At 64.1% G+C, this 18,001-nt stretch carries 16 protein-coding genes; 7 read left to right on the forward strand and 9 right to left on the reverse strand.

Features of this window, described 5'->3' with window-relative positions:
* Positions 1–43: 43 nt before the first annotated feature.
* Positions 44–943 (reverse strand): LysR family transcriptional regulator, encoded by a 900-nt coding sequence (locus O5K39_RS14295; RefSeq protein ID WP_271144285.1) that lies wholly within the window; start codon positions 941–943, stop codon positions 44–46.
* 125 nt (positions 944–1,068) lie between these two features.
* On the opposite strand from O5K39_RS14295, the gene O5K39_RS14300 reads away from it, so the two are divergent.
* Positions 1,069–3,345, forward strand: a complete 2,277-nt coding sequence (locus O5K39_RS14300; RefSeq protein WP_271144286.1) for a TonB-dependent receptor — start codon at positions 1,069–1,071, stop codon at positions 3,343–3,345.
* 90 nt (positions 3,346–3,435) lie between these two features.
* On the opposite strand, the gene O5K39_RS14305 is transcribed toward O5K39_RS14300, so the two are convergent.
* From O5K39_RS14305 to O5K39_RS14320, 4 genes are read right to left on the reverse strand one after another with little or no spacing between them, the layout of a single operon-like run.
* A complete protein-coding gene (locus tag O5K39_RS14305) occupies positions 3,436–4,143 on the reverse strand; it encodes an alpha/beta hydrolase (protein WP_271144287.1) in 708 nt (235 codons plus the stop codon).
* A 17-nt stretch (positions 4,144–4,160) separates the two neighbouring features.
* Positions 4,161–4,919, reverse strand: a complete 759-nt coding sequence (locus O5K39_RS14310; RefSeq protein ID WP_271144288.1) for a GntR family transcriptional regulator — start codon at positions 4,917–4,919, stop codon at positions 4,161–4,163.
* Positions 4,920–4,970: 51 nt separating this feature from the next.
* Positions 4,971–5,375 carry a nuclear transport factor 2 family protein gene (locus tag O5K39_RS14315; RefSeq protein ID WP_271144289.1) on the reverse strand — a complete coding sequence of 135 codons (405 nt, stop codon included), beginning with the start codon at positions 5,373–5,375 and terminating at the stop codon, positions 4,971–4,973.
* Positions 5,376–5,432: 57 nt separating this feature from the next.
* The gene (locus O5K39_RS14320) at positions 5,433–6,509 is read right to left on the reverse strand and encodes an aromatic ring-hydroxylating dioxygenase subunit alpha (protein ID WP_271144290.1); all 1,077 of its coding nucleotides are present in this window, start codon (positions 6,507–6,509) and stop codon (positions 5,433–5,435) included.
* 162 nt (positions 6,510–6,671) lie between these two features.
* Here O5K39_RS14320 and ligA point away from each other — a divergent pair, with 162 nt between their 5' ends.
* The 5 genes from ligA (at position 6,672) to O5K39_RS14345 (ending at position 14,067) form a co-directional block, all read left to right on the forward strand.
* Positions 6,672–7,082, forward strand: a complete 411-nt coding sequence (gene ligA / locus O5K39_RS14325) for a protocatechuate 4,5-dioxygenase subunit alpha (protein WP_271144291.1) — start codon at positions 6,672–6,674, stop codon at positions 7,080–7,082.
* Positions 7,083–7,747: 665 nt separating this feature from the next.
* Positions 7,748–10,270, forward strand: coding sequence for a cation-translocating P-type ATPase (locus O5K39_RS14330; RefSeq protein WP_271144292.1), 2,523 nt, complete (start codon positions 7,748–7,750; stop codon positions 10,268–10,270).
* 106 nt (positions 10,271–10,376) lie between these two features.
* The gene (locus O5K39_RS14335) at positions 10,377–11,111 is read left to right on the forward strand and encodes an HAD family phosphatase (RefSeq protein WP_271144293.1); all 735 of its coding nucleotides are present in this window, start codon (positions 10,377–10,379) and stop codon (positions 11,109–11,111) included.
* Positions 11,108–13,420: a glycosyl hydrolase family 65 protein gene (locus O5K39_RS14340; RefSeq protein ID WP_271144294.1), complete on the forward strand. Its 2,313-nt coding sequence runs from the start codon at positions 11,108–11,110 to the stop codon at positions 13,418–13,420. The genes O5K39_RS14335 and O5K39_RS14340 overlap by 4 nt, the downstream gene beginning before the upstream one ends.
* A complete protein-coding gene (locus O5K39_RS14345; protein WP_271144295.1) occupies positions 13,417–14,067 on the forward strand; it encodes a YoaK family protein in 651 nt (216 codons plus the stop codon). The genes O5K39_RS14340 and O5K39_RS14345 overlap by 4 nt, the downstream gene beginning before the upstream one ends.
* On the opposite strand, the gene O5K39_RS14350 is transcribed toward O5K39_RS14345, so the two are convergent.
* Both O5K39_RS14350 and O5K39_RS14355 read right to left on the reverse strand, forming a co-directional pair.
* Complete coding sequence (locus O5K39_RS14350) at positions 14,051–15,028, reverse strand: L-lactate dehydrogenase (RefSeq protein WP_271144296.1); 978 nt, start codon at positions 15,026–15,028, stop codon at positions 14,051–14,053. The two genes, O5K39_RS14345 and O5K39_RS14350, sit on opposite strands and share 17 nt — an antisense overlap.
* The gene (locus O5K39_RS14355; protein ID WP_271144297.1) at positions 15,025–16,068 is read right to left on the reverse strand and encodes a histidine kinase dimerization/phosphoacceptor domain -containing protein; all 1,044 of its coding nucleotides are present in this window, start codon (positions 16,066–16,068) and stop codon (positions 15,025–15,027) included. The genes O5K39_RS14350 and O5K39_RS14355 overlap by 4 nt, the downstream gene beginning before the upstream one ends.
* A gap of 171 nt (positions 16,069–16,239) precedes the next feature.
* On the opposite strand from O5K39_RS14355, the gene O5K39_RS14360 reads away from it, so the two are divergent.
* On the forward strand, positions 16,240–16,545 hold the full coding sequence (locus tag O5K39_RS14360) for a hypothetical protein (RefSeq protein ID WP_271144298.1): 306 nt from the start codon (positions 16,240–16,242) through the stop codon (positions 16,543–16,545).
* Positions 16,546–16,547: 2 nt separating this feature from the next.
* Here the strand turns inward: O5K39_RS14360 and O5K39_RS14365 are convergent, their stop codons facing one another.
* Complete coding sequence (locus O5K39_RS14365) at positions 16,548–17,063, reverse strand: pyridoxamine 5'-phosphate oxidase family protein (protein WP_271144299.1); 516 nt, start codon at positions 17,061–17,063, stop codon at positions 16,548–16,550.
* 75 nt (positions 17,064–17,138) lie between these two features.
* On the reverse strand, positions 17,139–17,900 hold the full coding sequence (locus tag O5K39_RS14370; RefSeq protein WP_271144300.1) for a helix-turn-helix domain-containing protein: 762 nt from the start codon (positions 17,898–17,900) through the stop codon (positions 17,139–17,141).
* Positions 17,901–18,001: the final 101 nt, after the last annotated feature.

Below are 18,001 nucleotides of genomic sequence, written 5' to 3' on the forward strand. Positions count from 1 at the left end.
AATGTTATTGTTTGGATCAAAATGTATCAGCACGACCGATGCATCATGTCGTGATGTTGCGAAGCTCTTCTCTCAACCAGGCCAGACCCGCATCGCTGCGTCGGGTCGTATGGAACTGCATCATCTGGCGCATGAGCGGAATCTCGAACGGAAGGGGTGCATAGGCGATGGGAAACCAGGCACTCATGGTCTCGGCGAGCCGTTCGTGCATGACCGCAAGCCGCATCGTGTCCTTCAGCAACCAGGGCACGGTGGTGAAGGAGGCCGTCGTCACCTCGACCCGTCGATCCCTGCCCAGCATCATGAAATGCTTGTCGCTGAAGACGCCGAGGCGGGCATTGCCCATGGCGACCCCGACATGACCGGCCGACATGACGTCTTCTTCGGTCAGGGGCCTCTTGAACACCGGGTTTTCGGACCAGCCAGCGACCACGTGACGCTCCTCGTAGAGAAGCTCGCTCGCGAGCTCTGGCGACGTGAAATCCTGCGGCGTCACCAGCAGGTCGGCCTTGCCCTGGGCGACATGCTCAATGCTCACCTCATTCGGCAAAACCATCTCCAGCCGAACAGCCGGAGCGATTTCAACCAGTCTTGCGACAAGCGGAACGATGGCGGCCACGATCACATAGTCCGAAGCAATGATCCGGAACGTCCTCTGGCTCGTTAACGGGTCGAACACCGTCGAGGACGAGATCATGAGCTCGACACCCCTCAGGCAATCCCGCACCTGCGGCATCAGGGCTTCGGCGTAGGCCGTCGGATACATCCTTTTGCCGTGGGTCGTGAGCAGTTCGTCTCCAAAGAAGGTACGCAATCGACCCAGGGCGGCACTGACGGCCGGTTGGCTCAGGTTGAGCACATCCGCAGCACGTGACACGCTGCGGCACTCAAGAAGCACGTCGAGAGCGGCGAGCAGATTGAGATCAAGTCCTTTGAAGCGCAACTCATGTATCCATGGGATTGGCCCATTCCAATCAAAACAAATGATTTCACAAATGGATGCCAGGTGTCCACGGTCAAGTTCGATCTGCCGCAGAGCAGAGGCTCTAAACATCCGGGGAGAATGCCGTGAAGAAGTTCCTGCTGACAGGCGCAGCGATGGCCTGTGCGATCATGCCGTTTGCGGCCCATGCCCAAACCAACCCGCCTCAGTCCGACGAGCAGTACACCGGACTGGAAGATATCGTCGTGACCGCACAACGGCGTGAGGAAAACCTCCAGCGCGCGGCCATCGCGGTGAGTGCCGTTGCCGGCGAAACCCTGACCGAACAGAGCATCACCCAGGCCACCGATCTGACGCGCCTGGTTCCCGCGCTACAGGTGGCCCCTGCGGCGTCGTTCACCCAGATCTACCTGCGCGGCGTGGGCACGTTCGGTGCCAACGCCTTTGCCGAACAGGGCGTCGCGTTCAACCTGGACGGCGTTTATCTGTCTCGCCCCGCCGCTCCCGCCGGCCTCTTCTATGATCTGGAGCGTCTCGAGGTTCTGAAAGGGCCGCAAGGCACGCTGTACGGGCGCAACGCCACGGGCGGTGCGGTCAATGTGATCACAGCCAAGCCCCGTCTCGGCGAGACCAGCGGCAATCTGACGGCCGAGTATGGAAACTTCGACGCGATCAAGTCCTCGGGTGCGATCAACCTGCCGCTCGGCGATCGTTTCGCGTTCCGCCTGGCCGGGCAAGTGGCCCAGCACGACGGCTATTTCAGCGACGGCTACGACGATGAAGACACCTGGGCCGTTCGCGGCCAGCTACGCGGTGATTTCAACGATGCGGTGAACGCCACCCTGTCGATCGACTACGCGAACGTCGGAGGCATGGGTTCAGGCGGCACGATCATGCCCCTTCTCGATGGCGACAATCGCCTGGGACCGAGCGATCCCCGCGTCGTCGCTGCCTATGTTGCCCGTACCCCGACCGCGCCCGTGCCCCAGGTCATCGCCGACGGCAATGGCTATCAGGACAACACCTTCCTGGGGATCGCCACGACGATCAACGCGGACCTGGGGTTCGCGCGCCTCACGGTCATCCCGGCCTATCGCAAGACGGACCTCGACTTCCGAAGCTTCGCTTCCAGCTTCTTGATCGACGTCGAGGAAAACTCCGAACAGTCCTCGCTGGAGGCCCGGCTCGCCGGCGACGTCGGCAATCTCACCTGGGTCGTGGGCGCCTACGGCTTTTCTGAATCGGTCGATGCCAACCAGAATTTCGATCAGGGCAGCAACGGCACACGGATCTTTTCGGATCTGAAAACCGACAGCGTCGCCCTGTTCGGCCAGGGCACATACAGTGTCACCGATCGGTTCCGGGTCACCGGCGGGCTGCGCTACACCAAGGATACCAAGGGCCAGGTCACCGAAGCTCACACCCTGCCTTTCGTTGGCTTTGTCGCCGGTGTCTTCCCGTTGCGCCCGATCATCCTCGACATTCGCAGCGACACGGACGCTGAGATCGAGTTCGAGAAGGTCACCTACAAAGCCGGGATCGAGTTCGACGCAGGCCAATCGTCGCTTCTGTACGCGTCGGTTGCGACGGGCTTCAAATCCGGGGTTCTGTTTCCCGCCCAAGTCAACGGGTTCTCCGCGCCCGAGAACATGACAGCGTTCACCCTGGGGTCGAAGAACCGCTTTCTGGACAATACGCTGCAGCTGAATGCAGAGGCCTTCTACTGGGACTACAAGGACCAGCAGGTGTCGCACCTCGGGCCTGTCCAGGTCGCCTCGACCCCTGGTGGTCCGGTCTTTGGACCGATCTTCCTGACCGAGAACGCCGGGGCCGCGACCATCGCGGGCGCTGAACTGGAAATGGTCTTCCAGCCCACCGGAACGGACCTGTTCTCGGCAAATCTTCAGTATCTGGACGCCCAGTATGACGAGTTGAAGTACCAGGCCTATTCCACGACCGGTGCTGCGCCGTCCATCGGTTGTACGGTTACCCCGACCACCCAGACCGGGGCCAGCGCTGCGGCCAGGATCTACAACGTCGATTGTTCCGGGCGTCCGCTGGTGAACGCGCCGAAATGGTCGCTGCAACTCGGATACGAAAAGACGCTCGAACTCGGGGACAGCGGCCGGCTGATCCTGTCGGCCGATACGCGCCTCGAATCCTCGCGGTACCTTTCGATCGATTACCTCGAACTCGGACGGCAGGACGCCTACATGATGTCGAATGCCCGTGTGACCTGGGAAGCACCGTCAGGCGGCGTGGCGGTCACCGGCTTCGTCAACAACATCGAAGACGAGCTGGTGTTTGCAAACTCGTTCCAGAGCCCGGCCAAGGCCGGCACCATCTACAATCAGCTTCGGCCGCCCCGGACGTTCGGCCTTCGCGTATCGTTCAAGATGTAGGCGGCTGCATCGCAAGGCCAGACAACGAAGGTCTGGCGTGAGACAGGATCGGAGGCCGGAGCGCATCGCAGTGCTCCGGCCTTTGATGTTTCAGTCTGCGGTCAACCAGGCCTTGAGGGCAGCATTGACCTGATCGGCCGCCTCGACCGGGGACATGTGGCCGCTATCCTCGAACACACACAGGGTGGCACCGGGGATACCGGCGGCGATGGCCTGGTGCTGGGCCAGCGGGCTCCAGACGTCCTGACGCCCAACTCCGACAAGCGTCGGCACCTCGATCGAGGACAGCAGAGGCGCTGCGTCCGGTCGCCCCAGCAGGGCTTCGATCTGGGCCTCGAACACCGACAGACCCATCGACGTCGCCATGGCGTGCAGTGGACCGATCAAGGTCGGGTCGGTCTGGCGATCGGGGTGAACCATGGGCGGAAGCCAGACATCGACCATCCGGTCCACGCCTTCTCGCTTCCCGAGATCGAGGAGGGCGTGACGCTTCTCGGCTTCACCGGGCTGTGGCGGGTGAACTCCCGTGTCGAGCACCGCCAGCCGCTCGATCCGTTCCGGGGCTCGGCGATGGATTTCAAGGGCAACGCGGGCCCCCATGGAATGCCCGATCAGAGAAAAGCGGGGCGGCGCGGCGGCCAGGGCGACCTCGGCCATTTCCGTCAGCGAGCGGCTCAATCCATAGCGCGCCACGACCGGATTGAACGCAGCAAACGCTTCGAGCTGGCCCGCCCAGATACGCTCGTCGCAGAGCAGTCCCGGGAGAAAGAGCGGAGGAGCCGCTAAAGAGATGGGCATGATTTTCCTGCGAATAGTCAGGCAAGTGCAGTCAGCGGGCGGCGACCCTGGGCGATCGGCGCGCGCCGTCGTGGCGACACCGGGCGGACGGGCGACGGTTCCGAGGTCTTGCCTGCATCTCGCGCCGACAGGCTCTGGCGCTGGGCGAAGGCATGCTCGCGAAACAGGGTCTCGGCGCGGGTACCGTCTCGTTCGCGAATGGCCTCGACCAGGGCATGGTGTTGCCCGTGCGCCCGGAACAGCAGGGTGAACGTCGCTTCGCCCTCGGTGTCATTGAAGACCGGCACCGAGGGGGCCACGAACGGGGTGTGATTCAGCCGCTCGATCATGGACTCCAGCAGGGGTGATCCAGCCGCCTCCACGATCAAGGTGTGAAACCGTTCGTTCATCTCACCATAGGCGTCGCGGTCCACGCGGTCGGGTCGGCTATGGTCAAACAGTGCATCCCCCTGCTTCAGGCAGAGTTCGAGCTGGGCCAGCAGGTCTGCTGACGGGCCGTTGCGGGCAACCATCCGCGCGGCCTGGCCTTCCAGCAGGGCACGCAGTTCGAGGGCCTCAAAGCTTTCACGGTCGCTGAACGCCGCAACGGCGTAGCCACGCCGACCCACGGGGACCAGAAACCCCTCGGCGGCGAGGGACGGCAGGACCCCCCTTATCGGCGTGCGTGACACGCCCAGCCGCTCGGCAAGGCCGGTCTCCGTCAACCGCTCGCCGGGTTTGAGTTGACCCTGAAGGATCATCTGCCGGATTCGCGTGGCAAGCGGCTTGTCTGACATGCGATCAGACACGCGCGAAGGCCGGTCGACTGTCAATGCTGAGCCGCTGACTCATGGTCGGAAAATGAGCGCGCCTCTGCGCTCGCGAAATCGCCAGCCGGCCGTGACAAAGACGAGCCTGTCGTGGAACTCCCCGATCAGAGGGGGCTTCGCCTGACCATTCTCGCCCTCCAGATACAGCTGGATCAGGCTGTGGGCATGTGCCTCGGTCTCGGACTCGGTCGTCACGATGACGTTGGAAACCAAGTGGCGTGTCAACCGAGGCGGCCTCGCCTGAAACGCGGCGAGGATCGCCGTCCGACCCACGACTGGCTGGTCGGGCGCGGTGGGCCGAGCGAACAGACCGTCCTCAACGAACAGGGCGGCAGCGTCTTCCCACCGCCCGGCATCGTTCGCAGCCGCAAACTGAAAGATCAGTCGGGTGCAAGCGGCTTCAGCCCCCAGTGTCTCAATCATGGTGGTATCCGGAGGGCGCTAGCCGACCCGCCCCTGCGACACGCGCCCAAACCACCGTCAAACCACCGCCTCAGTCACGTCCGAAGACGTGGCCGCCTCCGCCGCGATTGCGCGCTGTATCAGCATCCTGGATCGCACTCCGCCCGCATCGATATTGAGCTTGAGCAGTCTGCGGTCCTTGTGACGGTCCAGATTGGCTTGCTGTTGTTCCAGCATCTGCAAATCTTCCGAGAAGATCGCTCCCTGGCCTTGCCGGATTTTCTCGGTCAGGGCTTCATCCTCGATCTTGAAGTTCCGGGCCATGCCCCAGAAATACCAGTGCGACGTCTCCGTCTCGGGCGTGATGAAATCGACCACGACACTTGAGGCCTTGACCGCTGCCGGTGCGTCCTTGCCACCCTGGCCCGCCAGGGCGACCCCGACCTCGATCATCACATGGCTGGGCAGGGAAAACCGGCAGACTTGCCAGCGATCCACCAGACTGTCCTCAGCCAGATCAGCCTCCCGCATCGCCATCGCCCAGAACGGTGGTGCCGTGATGTCCTCCATGTACCGGCTGGTGATGATCTCATCGTTCGACACCTCGGTATTCACGGGTGCCTCGTCGATCTCCTTCTGGCCGATGCTGGACGCATGGACATAGGTCTCGTGCGTCAGGTCCATCAGGTTGTCGATCATCAGACGATAATCGCATTTGATGTGAAACAGACCGCCGCCATAGACCCAGTCAGGACTTTCGGCCCAGGGCAGGGGATGAAGCGCGCCGGCGTCGGCCTTGTCCTGATCTCCGGGCCAGACCCAGATGAATCCGTGGCGTTCGATCACGGCATAGCTGCGGATGGCGGGGAATGCGCTGACCCTCTGACCCGGCATGCTCACCGTGCGGCCGTCGCAGCCCATGGTCAGGCCGTGATAGCCGCACACAAGATGGCCCTCCCGAACGAAGCCCAGGGACAGCGGCGCACCCCGATGGGGGCAGAAGTCCTCAAGTGCCTGAACCTGACCTTCGGCACCTCGGAAGAACACCATCCGCTCTCCGCAGATCTGACGGCCCAGGGGCTTCTCCGCGATCTCGTCGGGAGTACAGGCCACGTACCAGGCATTTCGGGGCCAGGGGGCGGGCGGATGTTCCATGGTGATCCTCGACACGGCCTTGAATGGCGCTTATTGTATCCAATAAGGGCATTTGTGCACGGACCAGTCAAGGATTGGATCCAATCTTGGAGATAGCAACATGATTGCGATGCACGGACGACCGACCCGGTTCGGCAGCATCCGAACGGACGGTGTCCTGTCATGACGGTGTATCGGGATCGGCAGACCGACTTGGACGCCCTCGACGACATTCCCGGTACCCGCATCTTCACCGCGGCCCGGGCGCGACAGGGCTATCACCTCAACCAGTTCGCCATGAGCCTGATGGTGGCGACCAACCGTGACAGGTTCAGATCCGACGAGCGGGCCTATCTCGATCAATGGCCGATGACGGAGGCACAGAAGCAGGCTGTCCTGGTCAGGGACTTCAACCGCGCCATCGAGCTAGGCGGCAACATATACTTCTTGGCGAAACTCATCTTCGCCGACGGCATCAGCTTCGCACAAGGGGTGTCGACGATGACCGACATGAGCTTCGAGGACTATACCGCCATGATGATCGCCGGCGGGCGATCACCGGTGGGGCTGCGATCAATCAGGGACAACTACTGAACCGGGTTTTGTGCGGCCAGGTTGGCGGTGCTGTCAGCCCAATACAAATTCGTCTCCACTGAGCCGGAGCACATCGTGACGATGGATTGAAGGCTTCCGTCGAAGCGGTGGACGCCCTCGGCCCGAAGCATATCCATCATCCCCGGCGACTGCGTGAGAACAACCGGGTCGAGAACTCGCACCTGCCTGTTCGCAAGCGGGAGTGACACTGTCAGCCGTTCAGTCGCAGCCTCGGAGCAGCGGTTTCCGACCGGGCACGGCGTCGTGTACAAAACCTTCTACACAGCGACATCTGACCTCTCGCAAGACCATTAACGGCTTCGCGGAGCGCGCACCAGGCTTGGCGCGAGGCCGCCGCATGAGCAGACATGGGTGTCTCCTTCAGTTGCGCTAGGACTAAGTTCACAGCGCTTTCCGGCGATCTCCTATCCGGAGCAATTGTGCAGCAATGAATGCGAAAGGCGTGCCTCGACATTGGCTGAATTCGGTCGACTGGCCGTCGATCGTTCGCGCAAGTCCTACCTGTTTACCTCTGCTGCAACCGTGGTCTTTGCCTGACTCAGGCTTTGTCGAGCCGATCTTGACCTGAATCAAGGTGTCGTCGTGCGCTTGACCTAAGGTGCGCCTGGCTCGATCGGGGCTGCGACGGGTTTGATGATGTGGACGTGACATGGCCCGGTCTCGATAAAGATGAGGCCGACCGACGGCTCCTGGCCGCGGGTCCGAACATTCCTTCGCCTGTGCACGCCCGCAGCCTGGTCAGAATTCTGCTTTCGACCCTGAGAGAACCAATGTTCCTTCTGCTGGTCGTTGCGGCCGGGCTATATCTGGCTCTGGGCAGTCTCGCCGAGGGTCTCTTTCTGACGCTTGCCGCACTCGGAACGATCAGTCTGGTCGTGGTGCAGCAAGCCCGGAGCGAAAGCGCTCTGAAGGCGCTGCGCGACCTGTCCGAGCCGACCGCCCGGGTCATGAGATCCGGTGTCGCGTGCACGCTCGCCATCGACCGGCTGGTTCAGGGCGACATCCTGCTGGTGAGCGAGGGCCAACGGCTGCCCGTCGATGGTCGTCTTGTCGATGGCGACGTGCTGAGCGTCGATGAGTCCACCCTGTCGGGAGAGTCCGCCCCGGTCATCAAGACCGTTTGGCAGGCGACCTCGGATCACGGCGGCAGCGGAGACAGCGCCGCCCACGCCGTCTTTTCCGGCACGCTCGTCGTGTCCGGCCAGGGCGTGGTCGAAGTGCTGGAGACCGGCGCCCGGACGAGATTGGGACAGATCGGAACCTCACTGGCCGCCATTGGGCCTGACCGGACGCATCTGGAGAGATCGACGGGACGCCTGGTCGCCTTGTTCGGCGTTCTGGCGGTTGTGCTCAGCGCCACGGTCGTCCTGGCCTACGGGCTGATGCGGGGCGACTGGATCGAAGCCCTGCTCGCGGGCACTACCGTCGCCATCTCGCTCATTCCCGAAGAGTTCCCGACCGTCCTTGCCGTGTTCATGGCGCTGGGCGCCTGGCGGCTGGCGCGCCATCAGGTTCTGGTACGGCGCGGCGCGGTGATCGAGACTCTGGGATCCGCCACCCTCTTGTGCGTCGACAAGACCGGCACCCTGACGGAGAACCGGATGTCGGTGGCCGAGGTCTGGGTCGAAGGAAAGGGTGTCGACGCCTCGGCCGGCCCTTTGCCGCCCGATGCCGGTCTGGTCCTTGACGCGGCGGCCTTAGCAAGCGCGTCGCAGCCGACCGACCCGATGGACCGCGCCATTCGCGAGCGGGCGCCATCGACGGGCGGCGGGACATTGACCCGGGCCTGGCCGCTTGAAGCCAAGCGGATGGCCGTGATCCAGACATGGCGGCTTGCGGACGGCAGCCCGGCTGCTGCGGCCAAGGGGGCACCGGAGGCGATCTTCAGCCTGTGCAGGGCTTCGGAGAAGACCCTCGCGCCGGCAAGAGACGCTCTTGATGCGATGGCGGCCAGAGGGCTCCGCGTCCTTGGCGTTGCAACGGTCCGTCAGGCCGACGCTGGATTCACCGATCCGGATCAGGCCCTCTTCACCTTCATCGGGCTGATCGGCTTTCTCGATCCGGTGCGAGAGGATGTGCCGGGCACCTTGCAGGATGCGCGTCGCGCCGGAATCAGTGTGGCGATGATCACGGGCGACTACCCCGCCACTGCGCTCGAGATCGCCCGGCAGGCCGGCATCGATGTGGGACCGGGCGTGATGACGGGAGACGAGATCGCGGCTTTGTCGCCCGGCGAACTTTCCGAACGCATCCGCATGGTCCGGGTTTTTGCTCGCATCCAGCCTCAGCAGAAGCTGGCGCTGGTCCAAGCCTTCAAGGCGGATGGCGAGATCGTCGCCATGACAGGAGACGGGGTCAACGACGCGCCCGCGCTCCGGGCGGCCGACATCGGGATTGCCATGGGAAAACGGGGGACGGATGTCGCGCGGGAGGCGGCCGACATCGTCCTGATGGACGACAGTTTCGGTGCCATCGTCGGCGGGGTTCGCCTGGGCCGCCGGATCTTCGCCAATCTTCGCAAGGCGCTGACGTTCATCGTCGCAGTTCATGTGCCGCTGGCCGGACTGGCGCTGATCCCGATCCTGATGGGCGCGCCGCCGCTGCTTTTTCCGGCTCATGTCGTCTTCCTTCAACTGGTGATCAGTCCCGTCTGCTCTCTCGTCTTCGAGGCGGAGCCCAGCGAAGCTGACGCGATGAAGAAGCCGCCCCGTTCCGATACAGCGTCGCTGTTCGGCCCACTTCAGATCGCGTTCGGGGCCCTGCAGGGCCTGGTCATCCTGTCCGGGGTGCTCGGCTTCTATGTCTGGATGCTCGCTCAGGCACCGGAAACGGAGGCTCGCGCCGCGGCCTTCATCGCCCTTGCGATCGCGAACATGGTGCTGGCTCTGACGGACTCGGCCACGTCGGGCGTGTCTCTGTTCGATCCCCACCGCCGGATCTTCTGGCTGATTTGCGCCAGCGCAGCGACCGTTCTTGCGGTCTGCGTCTGCGTTCCCTTCGTCGAGGGACTGTTCCGGTTCGCCACGCCGTCTGGAGAAGACCTCTTCCTGGCGATGGCTGTGGCCGTTGTTAGCGGCGGCTGGGCCGGACCCTGGCGCTGGATCATGGGGTGGGCGAGGGCCAGGTCCACAAGACAGCAAGGGTCGCAAGCCGTTCTGGTCGGTTGATCCGTCCTGTCGTTGATCTGTCTCAACGACAGGCGGTGCCGACCCCGACAGCATGAAGTCCGAAGGACCGACCCATGCCCAAGCGCCCGCCCATCCTGACGTCGCATTGACCGCCGCCAGCCCTTATCGCGACCACGCCGGCCCCAGGACGGCGATCATCTTCGATGTCGATGGCGTGTTGCTGCGTTCGCCGCACGAGCGGGCCTGGCGCGACGCGCTGGCGGGGTTCGCCGATCCGGCGCGATTCACACCAGCGCTTTATCGTTCAGAGGTCGCGGGCAAGCCGAGACTCGACGGTGCGCTTGCGGCGCTTTTGGTCCTGGGCGTGCCGGACGCCAGCGAGCGTGCAGCAGACTACGCCGCTCACAAGCAGGCCCGGCTGGAAGCCATGATGGCGGAGGGAAGGGTCGAGGCCTTTCCAGATGCTCTACGCCTTGTCCTCGCGCTCCGAACGCGCGGCATCCCGATGGCGGCGGCGTCCTCGTCGCGGAATGCGACCGCGATGATGCGCGAAATCCGCCTCGACGACGGCGAAACCTTGCTGGACGCCCTGACCGCCGACGTCTCGGGCCGCCCCGTCTCGCATGGCAAGCCGGATCCCGACCTATTCCTGCTCGCTGCCGAGGCGTTGAAGGGGCGGCCCCGCCATTGCGTCGTGATCGAGGATGCGGTCGTCGGCATCGAGGCGGCCCGTCGGGGCGGAATGCGCGTCATCGGGTTGGCCCGCTCAGGCGAAGCCGATCAGCTGGCTTCGGCGGGCGCGGACATGGTCGTCGAAGATCTGGATGAGATCGACGTCGAGGCCCTCGCGAACGGCCAGCTCGAAAGACATGCCGCATGACGAGGAATCCACCGCCCGACAACGAGTTCGCGCCGACGCTCGACCCGGCCTGGCGTCTCGAGGCCTTGGGTTACGATGCCTTGCGCGAAAGCAGCCGGCAGTCGCGCTTCGCACTCAGCAACGGCTTTCTGGGTGTGCGCGGGGAGCGGCCGTTCATCGAGGCCGACCGCTGGGTTTCGCCGTCGAGGACCCTGGTGGCGGGGCTTTTCGACACGGCCAACACGCCGGGTGCGGTCCCCCGGCTCGTCCCGGCCCCGGACTGGCTCCGGGTTCGGCTGATCTCGCCGGGGGGACCGATGACCCACGAGCCGGCGGGCGATCCATCCCATGCATTGAGCCTCGATATGCAGCGGGGGCTTCTCCAGACGACCTGTCATCACGCCAATGCCGATATCAGCCTGCGGGTTCGTGAACTTCGTCTGGTGTCGGTGAGCCGACGATCCCTGGGTCTGCAGCGGCTGCGGATCGATGTGCTTGAGGGCGAAGGGACCGTCAGCCTCATCGCCGGGATCGGCAGCGCGGATCCGGCCCTGATAGCCTTCGATGAAGAAGCGGGTCCGCGGGTCTGGCGGACCTGCCAATCGCTCTGGCGGCTTGCGATGGCGCTTTCCAATTCACTTACGATCGATGGCGTGGTCCAGCCCGAAGGTCCCGCCACAACGCCGGGCGGGACGTGGACCTGGTCCGCCCCGTGCGGCCAGAGCGTCACCTTCACACGATTGGTCGTTTTCGGCCGGGGCGGCCCTGAGGTGGAGGATCTCGCCACTGAAACCAAGGACGTTTGCGATCAAGTCACGCGGCTGGGCTGGAGGGCCGCGCTGGCGGCCCATGAGGCGGCGTGGTCCATGCGTATGGCGGCCAGCGACGTGGTGATCGAGGGCGACCCGGCGGCACAGCAGGCTGTGCGGTTCGCCGTCTTCCATCTGAACAGCGCCGCCAATCCCGACGACGAGACCGTTTCGATCGCCGCCCGGGCCCTGACCGGCGACGACTACGCCGGTCACGTCTTCTGGGACACCGAAATCTTCCTGATCCCGTTCTACTGCCTGACCTGGCCGGAGGCGGCCCGGGCCCTGCTCATGTACCGGTTTCACACCCTGGGCGAGGCCCGCGCCAAGGCGAAACGGCTCGGATGGCGCGGCGCGCTCTACGCCTGGGAATCCGCCGATACCGGCGCCGAGGCGACGCCGGATCACACCGTCGGCCCCGACCGGCAGGTGCTCGCCATCCTGTGCGGGATGCAGGAACAGCACATCAGCGCCGATGTCGCCTGGGCAGTCTGGCAGTACTGGATGGCGACGGGCGACGAGGCGTTTCTTCAAGACGCCGGCGCCGAGATCATCCTCGAGACGGCCCGGTTCTGGGAAAGTCGCGCTGCCCTGGAAGCGGATGGACGCCGTCACATCCGTGGCGTGATCGGGCCCGACGAGTATCATGAGACGATCGATGACAATGCCTTCACCAATGGAATGGCCCGGTGGAACATCGAGCGAGGGCTGGAGATCGCGGGTCTGATGCAAAGCCGCTGGCCGGATCACTGGGCGGAGTTGGCCGGACGGCTCGACCTCGGACCGGACGAACTGGATTGCTGGGCTGAGGCGTCACGGACCATCGAGACAGGTCTCAATCCCGACACCGGCCTGTTCGAACAGTTCGAGGGCTACAACGGGCTTGAGACCATCGAACTCAATGCCTACGCGGGTCGGTCGGTGCCGATGGATGTCGTGCTCGGGCGCGACCGGACGGCCAGATCGCAGGTCATCAAACAGGCGGACGTGGTCGCCCTTCTGGCGCTTCTGCCGGAGGCTTATTCGACCGGGATCGTCGAGACCAATTTCGACCATTACGAGCCGAGGTGCGGCCATGGCAGCTCTCTGAGCACAGCGATGCACGGCCTGGTCGCTGCGCGGCTGGGGCAGACCGAAAGAGCACTCGACCTGTTCCAGCGAACAGGAACGATCGATCTCGGCGACGACAAGGCCGCGATCGCCGGCGGCATCCACATCGCTGCTCAGGGCGGCGTCTGGATGATGGCGGTGCTGGGCTTCGCAGGCGTGTCTCTGCGGGACGACGGCGTGGCGCTCAGTCCCTGCATCCCGCAGGAATGGACAGCCCTTCGGATTCCATTGCAGTGGCGCGGACGCCGTCTGTCGATCGCTATCGGGGCCGGATCGATCCGAATTCTTCTCGAGTCGGGCGAACCGATGACGGTTCAACTGAGAGCTGTTCGCTACGGGCTGGAGCAGGGACGGGCGCTTGTCATCGACCTGTCGAGCGGGCCGGCCGATGCCGCCGCTGCGCAATCATGATGCACTATGACCATCGGATCCGCGCACTCGCCGTCTGCTTCTCGTGTGTCGCCGGCTATGTCGATGCCGTAGGCTTTCTGCTGACCGGCGGCTTCTTCGTCTCCTTCATGAGCGGCAACTCGACACGACTGGGGATCGGAGTCGCGGAGAACACCTCTGATGCGGGATTCGCCGCTGTTCTGATCGTCACCTTTGTTGTGGGTGTCATGCTGGGCACCGTCGTCGGACGGTTGGCGGGGCGCCATCGGAGGCCGGCGGTTCTGGGGCTGGTGACACTTCTCCTGGCGGCGGCGCTTCTCCTGAGTTGGACAGGAGAAGGCGTATTCATCGTGATCCCGATGGTGCTCGCCATGGGCGCGGAAAACACGGTGTTTGCGGAGGACGGCGAAGTCAGGATCGGATTGACCTATATGACCGGAACCCTGGTCAAACTGGGGAAACGGCTCACGGCGGCGTTGCTCGGCGGGGACCGCTATGGATGGGTGCCTTTCCTCCTGCTCTGGACGGGATTGCTCGCGGGCGCAGTCGGGGGTGCCCTGGCCTACGGCGCGCTAGGCATGAACGCCCTGGTCGGGGCTGTCGGCATCATGGCGACGCTGACGACCATCACCATCGTCCTCGGCCCCGATCTCAAGCCTGGGGCGTAAGGGGGACGGCGTCCGTCGTCAGGGCGGCGAGGGCTGTCCTCAGGATGCTGGCGGACGCCGCCAGAGCGGCCGTCTCATCCTCGTCGAGTTCCGGAGTAAGGATCCTCTCGACACCCTTCGCGCCCAGAATGCAGGGCAGGCTCAGGCAGACATCCGACAGGCCGTATTGCCCGGTCAGCAAGGTCGAGACCGGAAGAACAGCCCGCTCGTCGCGAATGATGGCCTCACAAATGCGAACGATCGCGGTCGCCACGCCCCAGGAGGTGTAGCCCTTGCCCTTGACGATGTCATAGCCGGCGTCGCGGACCTGTCGCGCGATCGCAGCCTGGTCGAGGACTCGTGAACCAGCGCAGAACTGTTGAAGCGTCTGTCCGCCGATGCCGACCGTGGAGAAGGCTGCGACCTCGCTGTCTCCGTGCTCGCCAAGGACGAAGGCTTCGATGGAGGCGGGGGATACCTCCACCGCCTCGGACAAAGTCTGTTTCAGGCGGCTGGTGTCGAGCAGAGTGCCGGTTCCAATCACTTGAGCGGGCTTGAGGCCGGATCGCCGCACGGCCACGAATGTCATCAGGTCGACCGGGTTGGACGACACCACGATGAGGCCGTGAAAGCCTGCGGTCATCAGCGAGCCCACGCACTCGGCCACGATCGCGGCGCTTTCGGCGGCCACCGACAGGCGGCTCTGAGTCCCGTGTGTGACGCCCCCGGCTGTGATGACGGCAATGGCCGCGCCTGCGGCGTCAGCGTAGTCGCCCGCCCGGACGCGCACAGGCCGTGCGAGCGCGTTGGCGTCTGCGATGTCTGCGGCCTCTGCTTCGGCCAGGGCGCGATTGCTGTCGATGAGGACGATCTCGTGAAACAGCGCGCGCAGCATGATGGCGTAAGCCGCCGCCGCACCGACATGGCCCGCGCCGATGATCGCAATGCGGCCTTGGGCAGGACCGACCGGTTCAGATGTCATGCCGGCGGATCCGATGCTGGAGGTCGGCAGACGATAGAAACGCGTACGCCGGGTTTGGCATCGGCGATGTCGATCGTCGCTCCGAGCTGATTGGCGAGCGCCTGGACGATGCCGGTGCCCAGACCCGGTTTGGCGGCCTGTGAGCCGTCGGGCATCCCGACGCCGTCGTCGCAGACCGTCAGGGTCCACCCCTCGCCATGCGAGCGGTAGTCGACATCGATCTCACCGTCGCGATCATTCGGGAAGGCATGCTTGAGCGCATTGATCACAAGTTCGGTGACAATCAGGCCAAGGCTGACAGATTTTCCCGATGAGGCAATGCTGTCGTCGACGGTGACCTTCAGGCTGAGCTGGTTGTGGTCGCGGATCATCGAGTCGCCGATGCTGCGGCACAGGTCGGTAAAATAGCCCCGGAGTTCGACGTCACCGAGATCCGAACTGGCCAGTTGGCGCTGCACGGCTGCCACCGACATGATCCTCTGGTGGGCGTCGCGCAGGTGATCGCGGCTCTCGTCCGAGCCCACCTTGCGCACCCCCTGCATGAGCACGCTGGCGATGATCTGCAGGCTGTTGGCTGTTCGGTGCTGGACCTCCTGCACCAGGATCGCCTTGTCGCGGATCAGGTCGTCCTTCTGACGTTCGCTGGCGCGTGCGTCAGTCACATCCTGAATGGACAGAAGCAGTCTGACGCCATGCCCGTCGCCATAATCCAGGCGCTGAGCATTCAGGACCAGCCGGCGCAGACCACGCGAGGACTTGAGATCCATCTCGTAAGCCTGGATCGACGCTTGACTGTAGGCTGTCGCCTTCAGCAGCGACCAGAGCTGAGGCACCTTCCATTCGCCCGTGCCCAAGTCGACCAGTCGCGCGCCAGGAATATCCTCAGGTCCGACATTGAAGCTTTCCAGAAAGCTCCGGCTGGCGGCCAGGACACACAGATCGCCGTCCAGCATTAGCACCGGGGCGACCGAGGCAGAGATGAGTGACAGTGCGAGATTCAGGGAAACATCAGAGGGCGGAGCGAGGAGTGTCGTCGGCATGGTAGGCCCACCCCGGGGGCCGTTACTCCCGCCGGGGGCCCGGCCCGGTGGGCCCGATCTCGAGGCGGTCATCATCAGTTAGTCCGATCGACGCGCACGCGCCTTGATCCAGATCACCGACTTCGCCCCACCGATCCGCTTGGATGGCGCGTCATCCAAAGGAGCCTCCCCATGACCCATGCCGCCCTGAAGACCCTGAGCCGCGACCTTCATGATTTCGCCGACGAAGCCACCGACCATCTGAAGGACGCCGCGAAGAAGACTGGCTCCGAAGCGAGCGACGCCATCGCGCGATCGACCAAGGCCATCACCCGCGCCGCCGATCGTCTGCGTGACGAGGCCGAAAATTCTGCGGCGACAACGCGCGCCCAGGTTTCTGAGACCGTCCGGGCCTATCCCGTCAGCACAAGCGTGGTGACCGGCGCGATCGTGGCCCTGCTCGCCACCTTCGCCCTGGTCCGTCTCTCGCAGTCCTGACCTCAGAACAGGCGGGCCTCGGCGCTGACTGCGTCTGGGCCCGCTGCGGCATCGCCAAGAGAGAAGCATTCGGTCTGGCTTCGCCCGGCCGATGCGCTGATGGCGCAGATCAATTCTGGCTTCAGGCAGATGATCGCGATCGAGCTGGTCGCCGGACAATAGACGCTGACCTGGGGCCAACGCGCGAACATCAGGCGGTTAAGGCGCTCGACCTCGGCCGGGTCGCTGACTTCGACCGCGCGCGCTGCCATGGAGACGCCGACCGTACCGCCGACCTCCATGTTCGAATGGATCGCGATCGAGACACGTGGGTCGGCTTGAAGATTGGCCAGCTTCTGGCTCTCGCGACCGGTAACGAAATACAGGTTCAGGCCTTCGTTCACATAGCCGACGGTGGTCACCTGGGGCCAGCCATCGGGCCGATTGGTCGCCAGGCTCATCAGCCGCTCATGCTCCAGCAATCGCGCGATGGTTTCCACTGCCGCACCGTGAATGGGCGGAGAGGGTTCAACTGTCATGGGGGGCGCTCCGGCGATCAGCCGATCTACCGCTAGCTAAGGTCGACAACCTTGATCTGGCGCAATTTCCGACGGTCAGACCTCTCCGGAGGCGTGCTGACGAAGCCGTTCCGGGCGTTCGACGATGAGTTCATTCTGCGACGGTATGGAGATCAGACCCTTGACCTTCATTCGGGTCAGCACGCGGCTGACCGTCTCGATCGTCAGCCCCAGATAGTCGGCGATCTCGCCGCGCTTCATCGGCAACCGCACATGTCCCGGCGCGCTGGGGCGGGCAGGGTCGTGACCCGGCAGGTCGAGGAGGAAAGAGGCCATCCGCTCGATCGCGGTCTTGCGGCCCAGCAGCAGCATCTGGTTCTGCGCCGCCGCCAGCTCGTGCGACGTCCGGTGAAGCAGCATATGCTCGAGCGGTGGCGAGCTCGCGACCAGAACGCGGAACGGACCTTTGCGGAAACGGCAGACAGTCGAAACCTCCATCGCCTCGGCCGAGAAGACATAGGTCTCGCCGATCGCCAGGCCCAGAAAGTCGCCGGCGAAGAGGAACCCGGTGATCTGTCGGCGCCCGTCCGGCAGAAGCTTGTAGACCCTCAGCGAGCCGCTTGTGATGTTGAAGACATGCGGCGCAAGCTCGCCCTCGCGGATCAGGACGGCACCGGATTTGAGCTTGATGACCTCGGCCAGGCCGCCGAGTCGCTGAAGGTCCGGGTCCTCAGCAGCACCGCAAACGCTCAGCGCACGTGCCCCGCAGCTGTCGCAATCGCTGCTTTTCGGTCGATCGACACAGCCTGACAGGGGCGGGGGGCGCGGCGCAAGCGAAGGCTTCAGAGCAACGACCATGCCCCAGTGTGGACTAGAATGCAGGGTTTACCGAGTCGGTTTATTGATTTGAGTCAAATATGATCGCAAAACGGCTAAGCTAAAAGTTGTGAGTTTGGTGT

It is taken from the genome of Brevundimonas sp. NIBR10 (assembly GCF_027912515.1).
Classification (GTDB): Bacteria; Pseudomonadota; Alphaproteobacteria; order Caulobacterales; family Caulobacteraceae; genus Brevundimonas.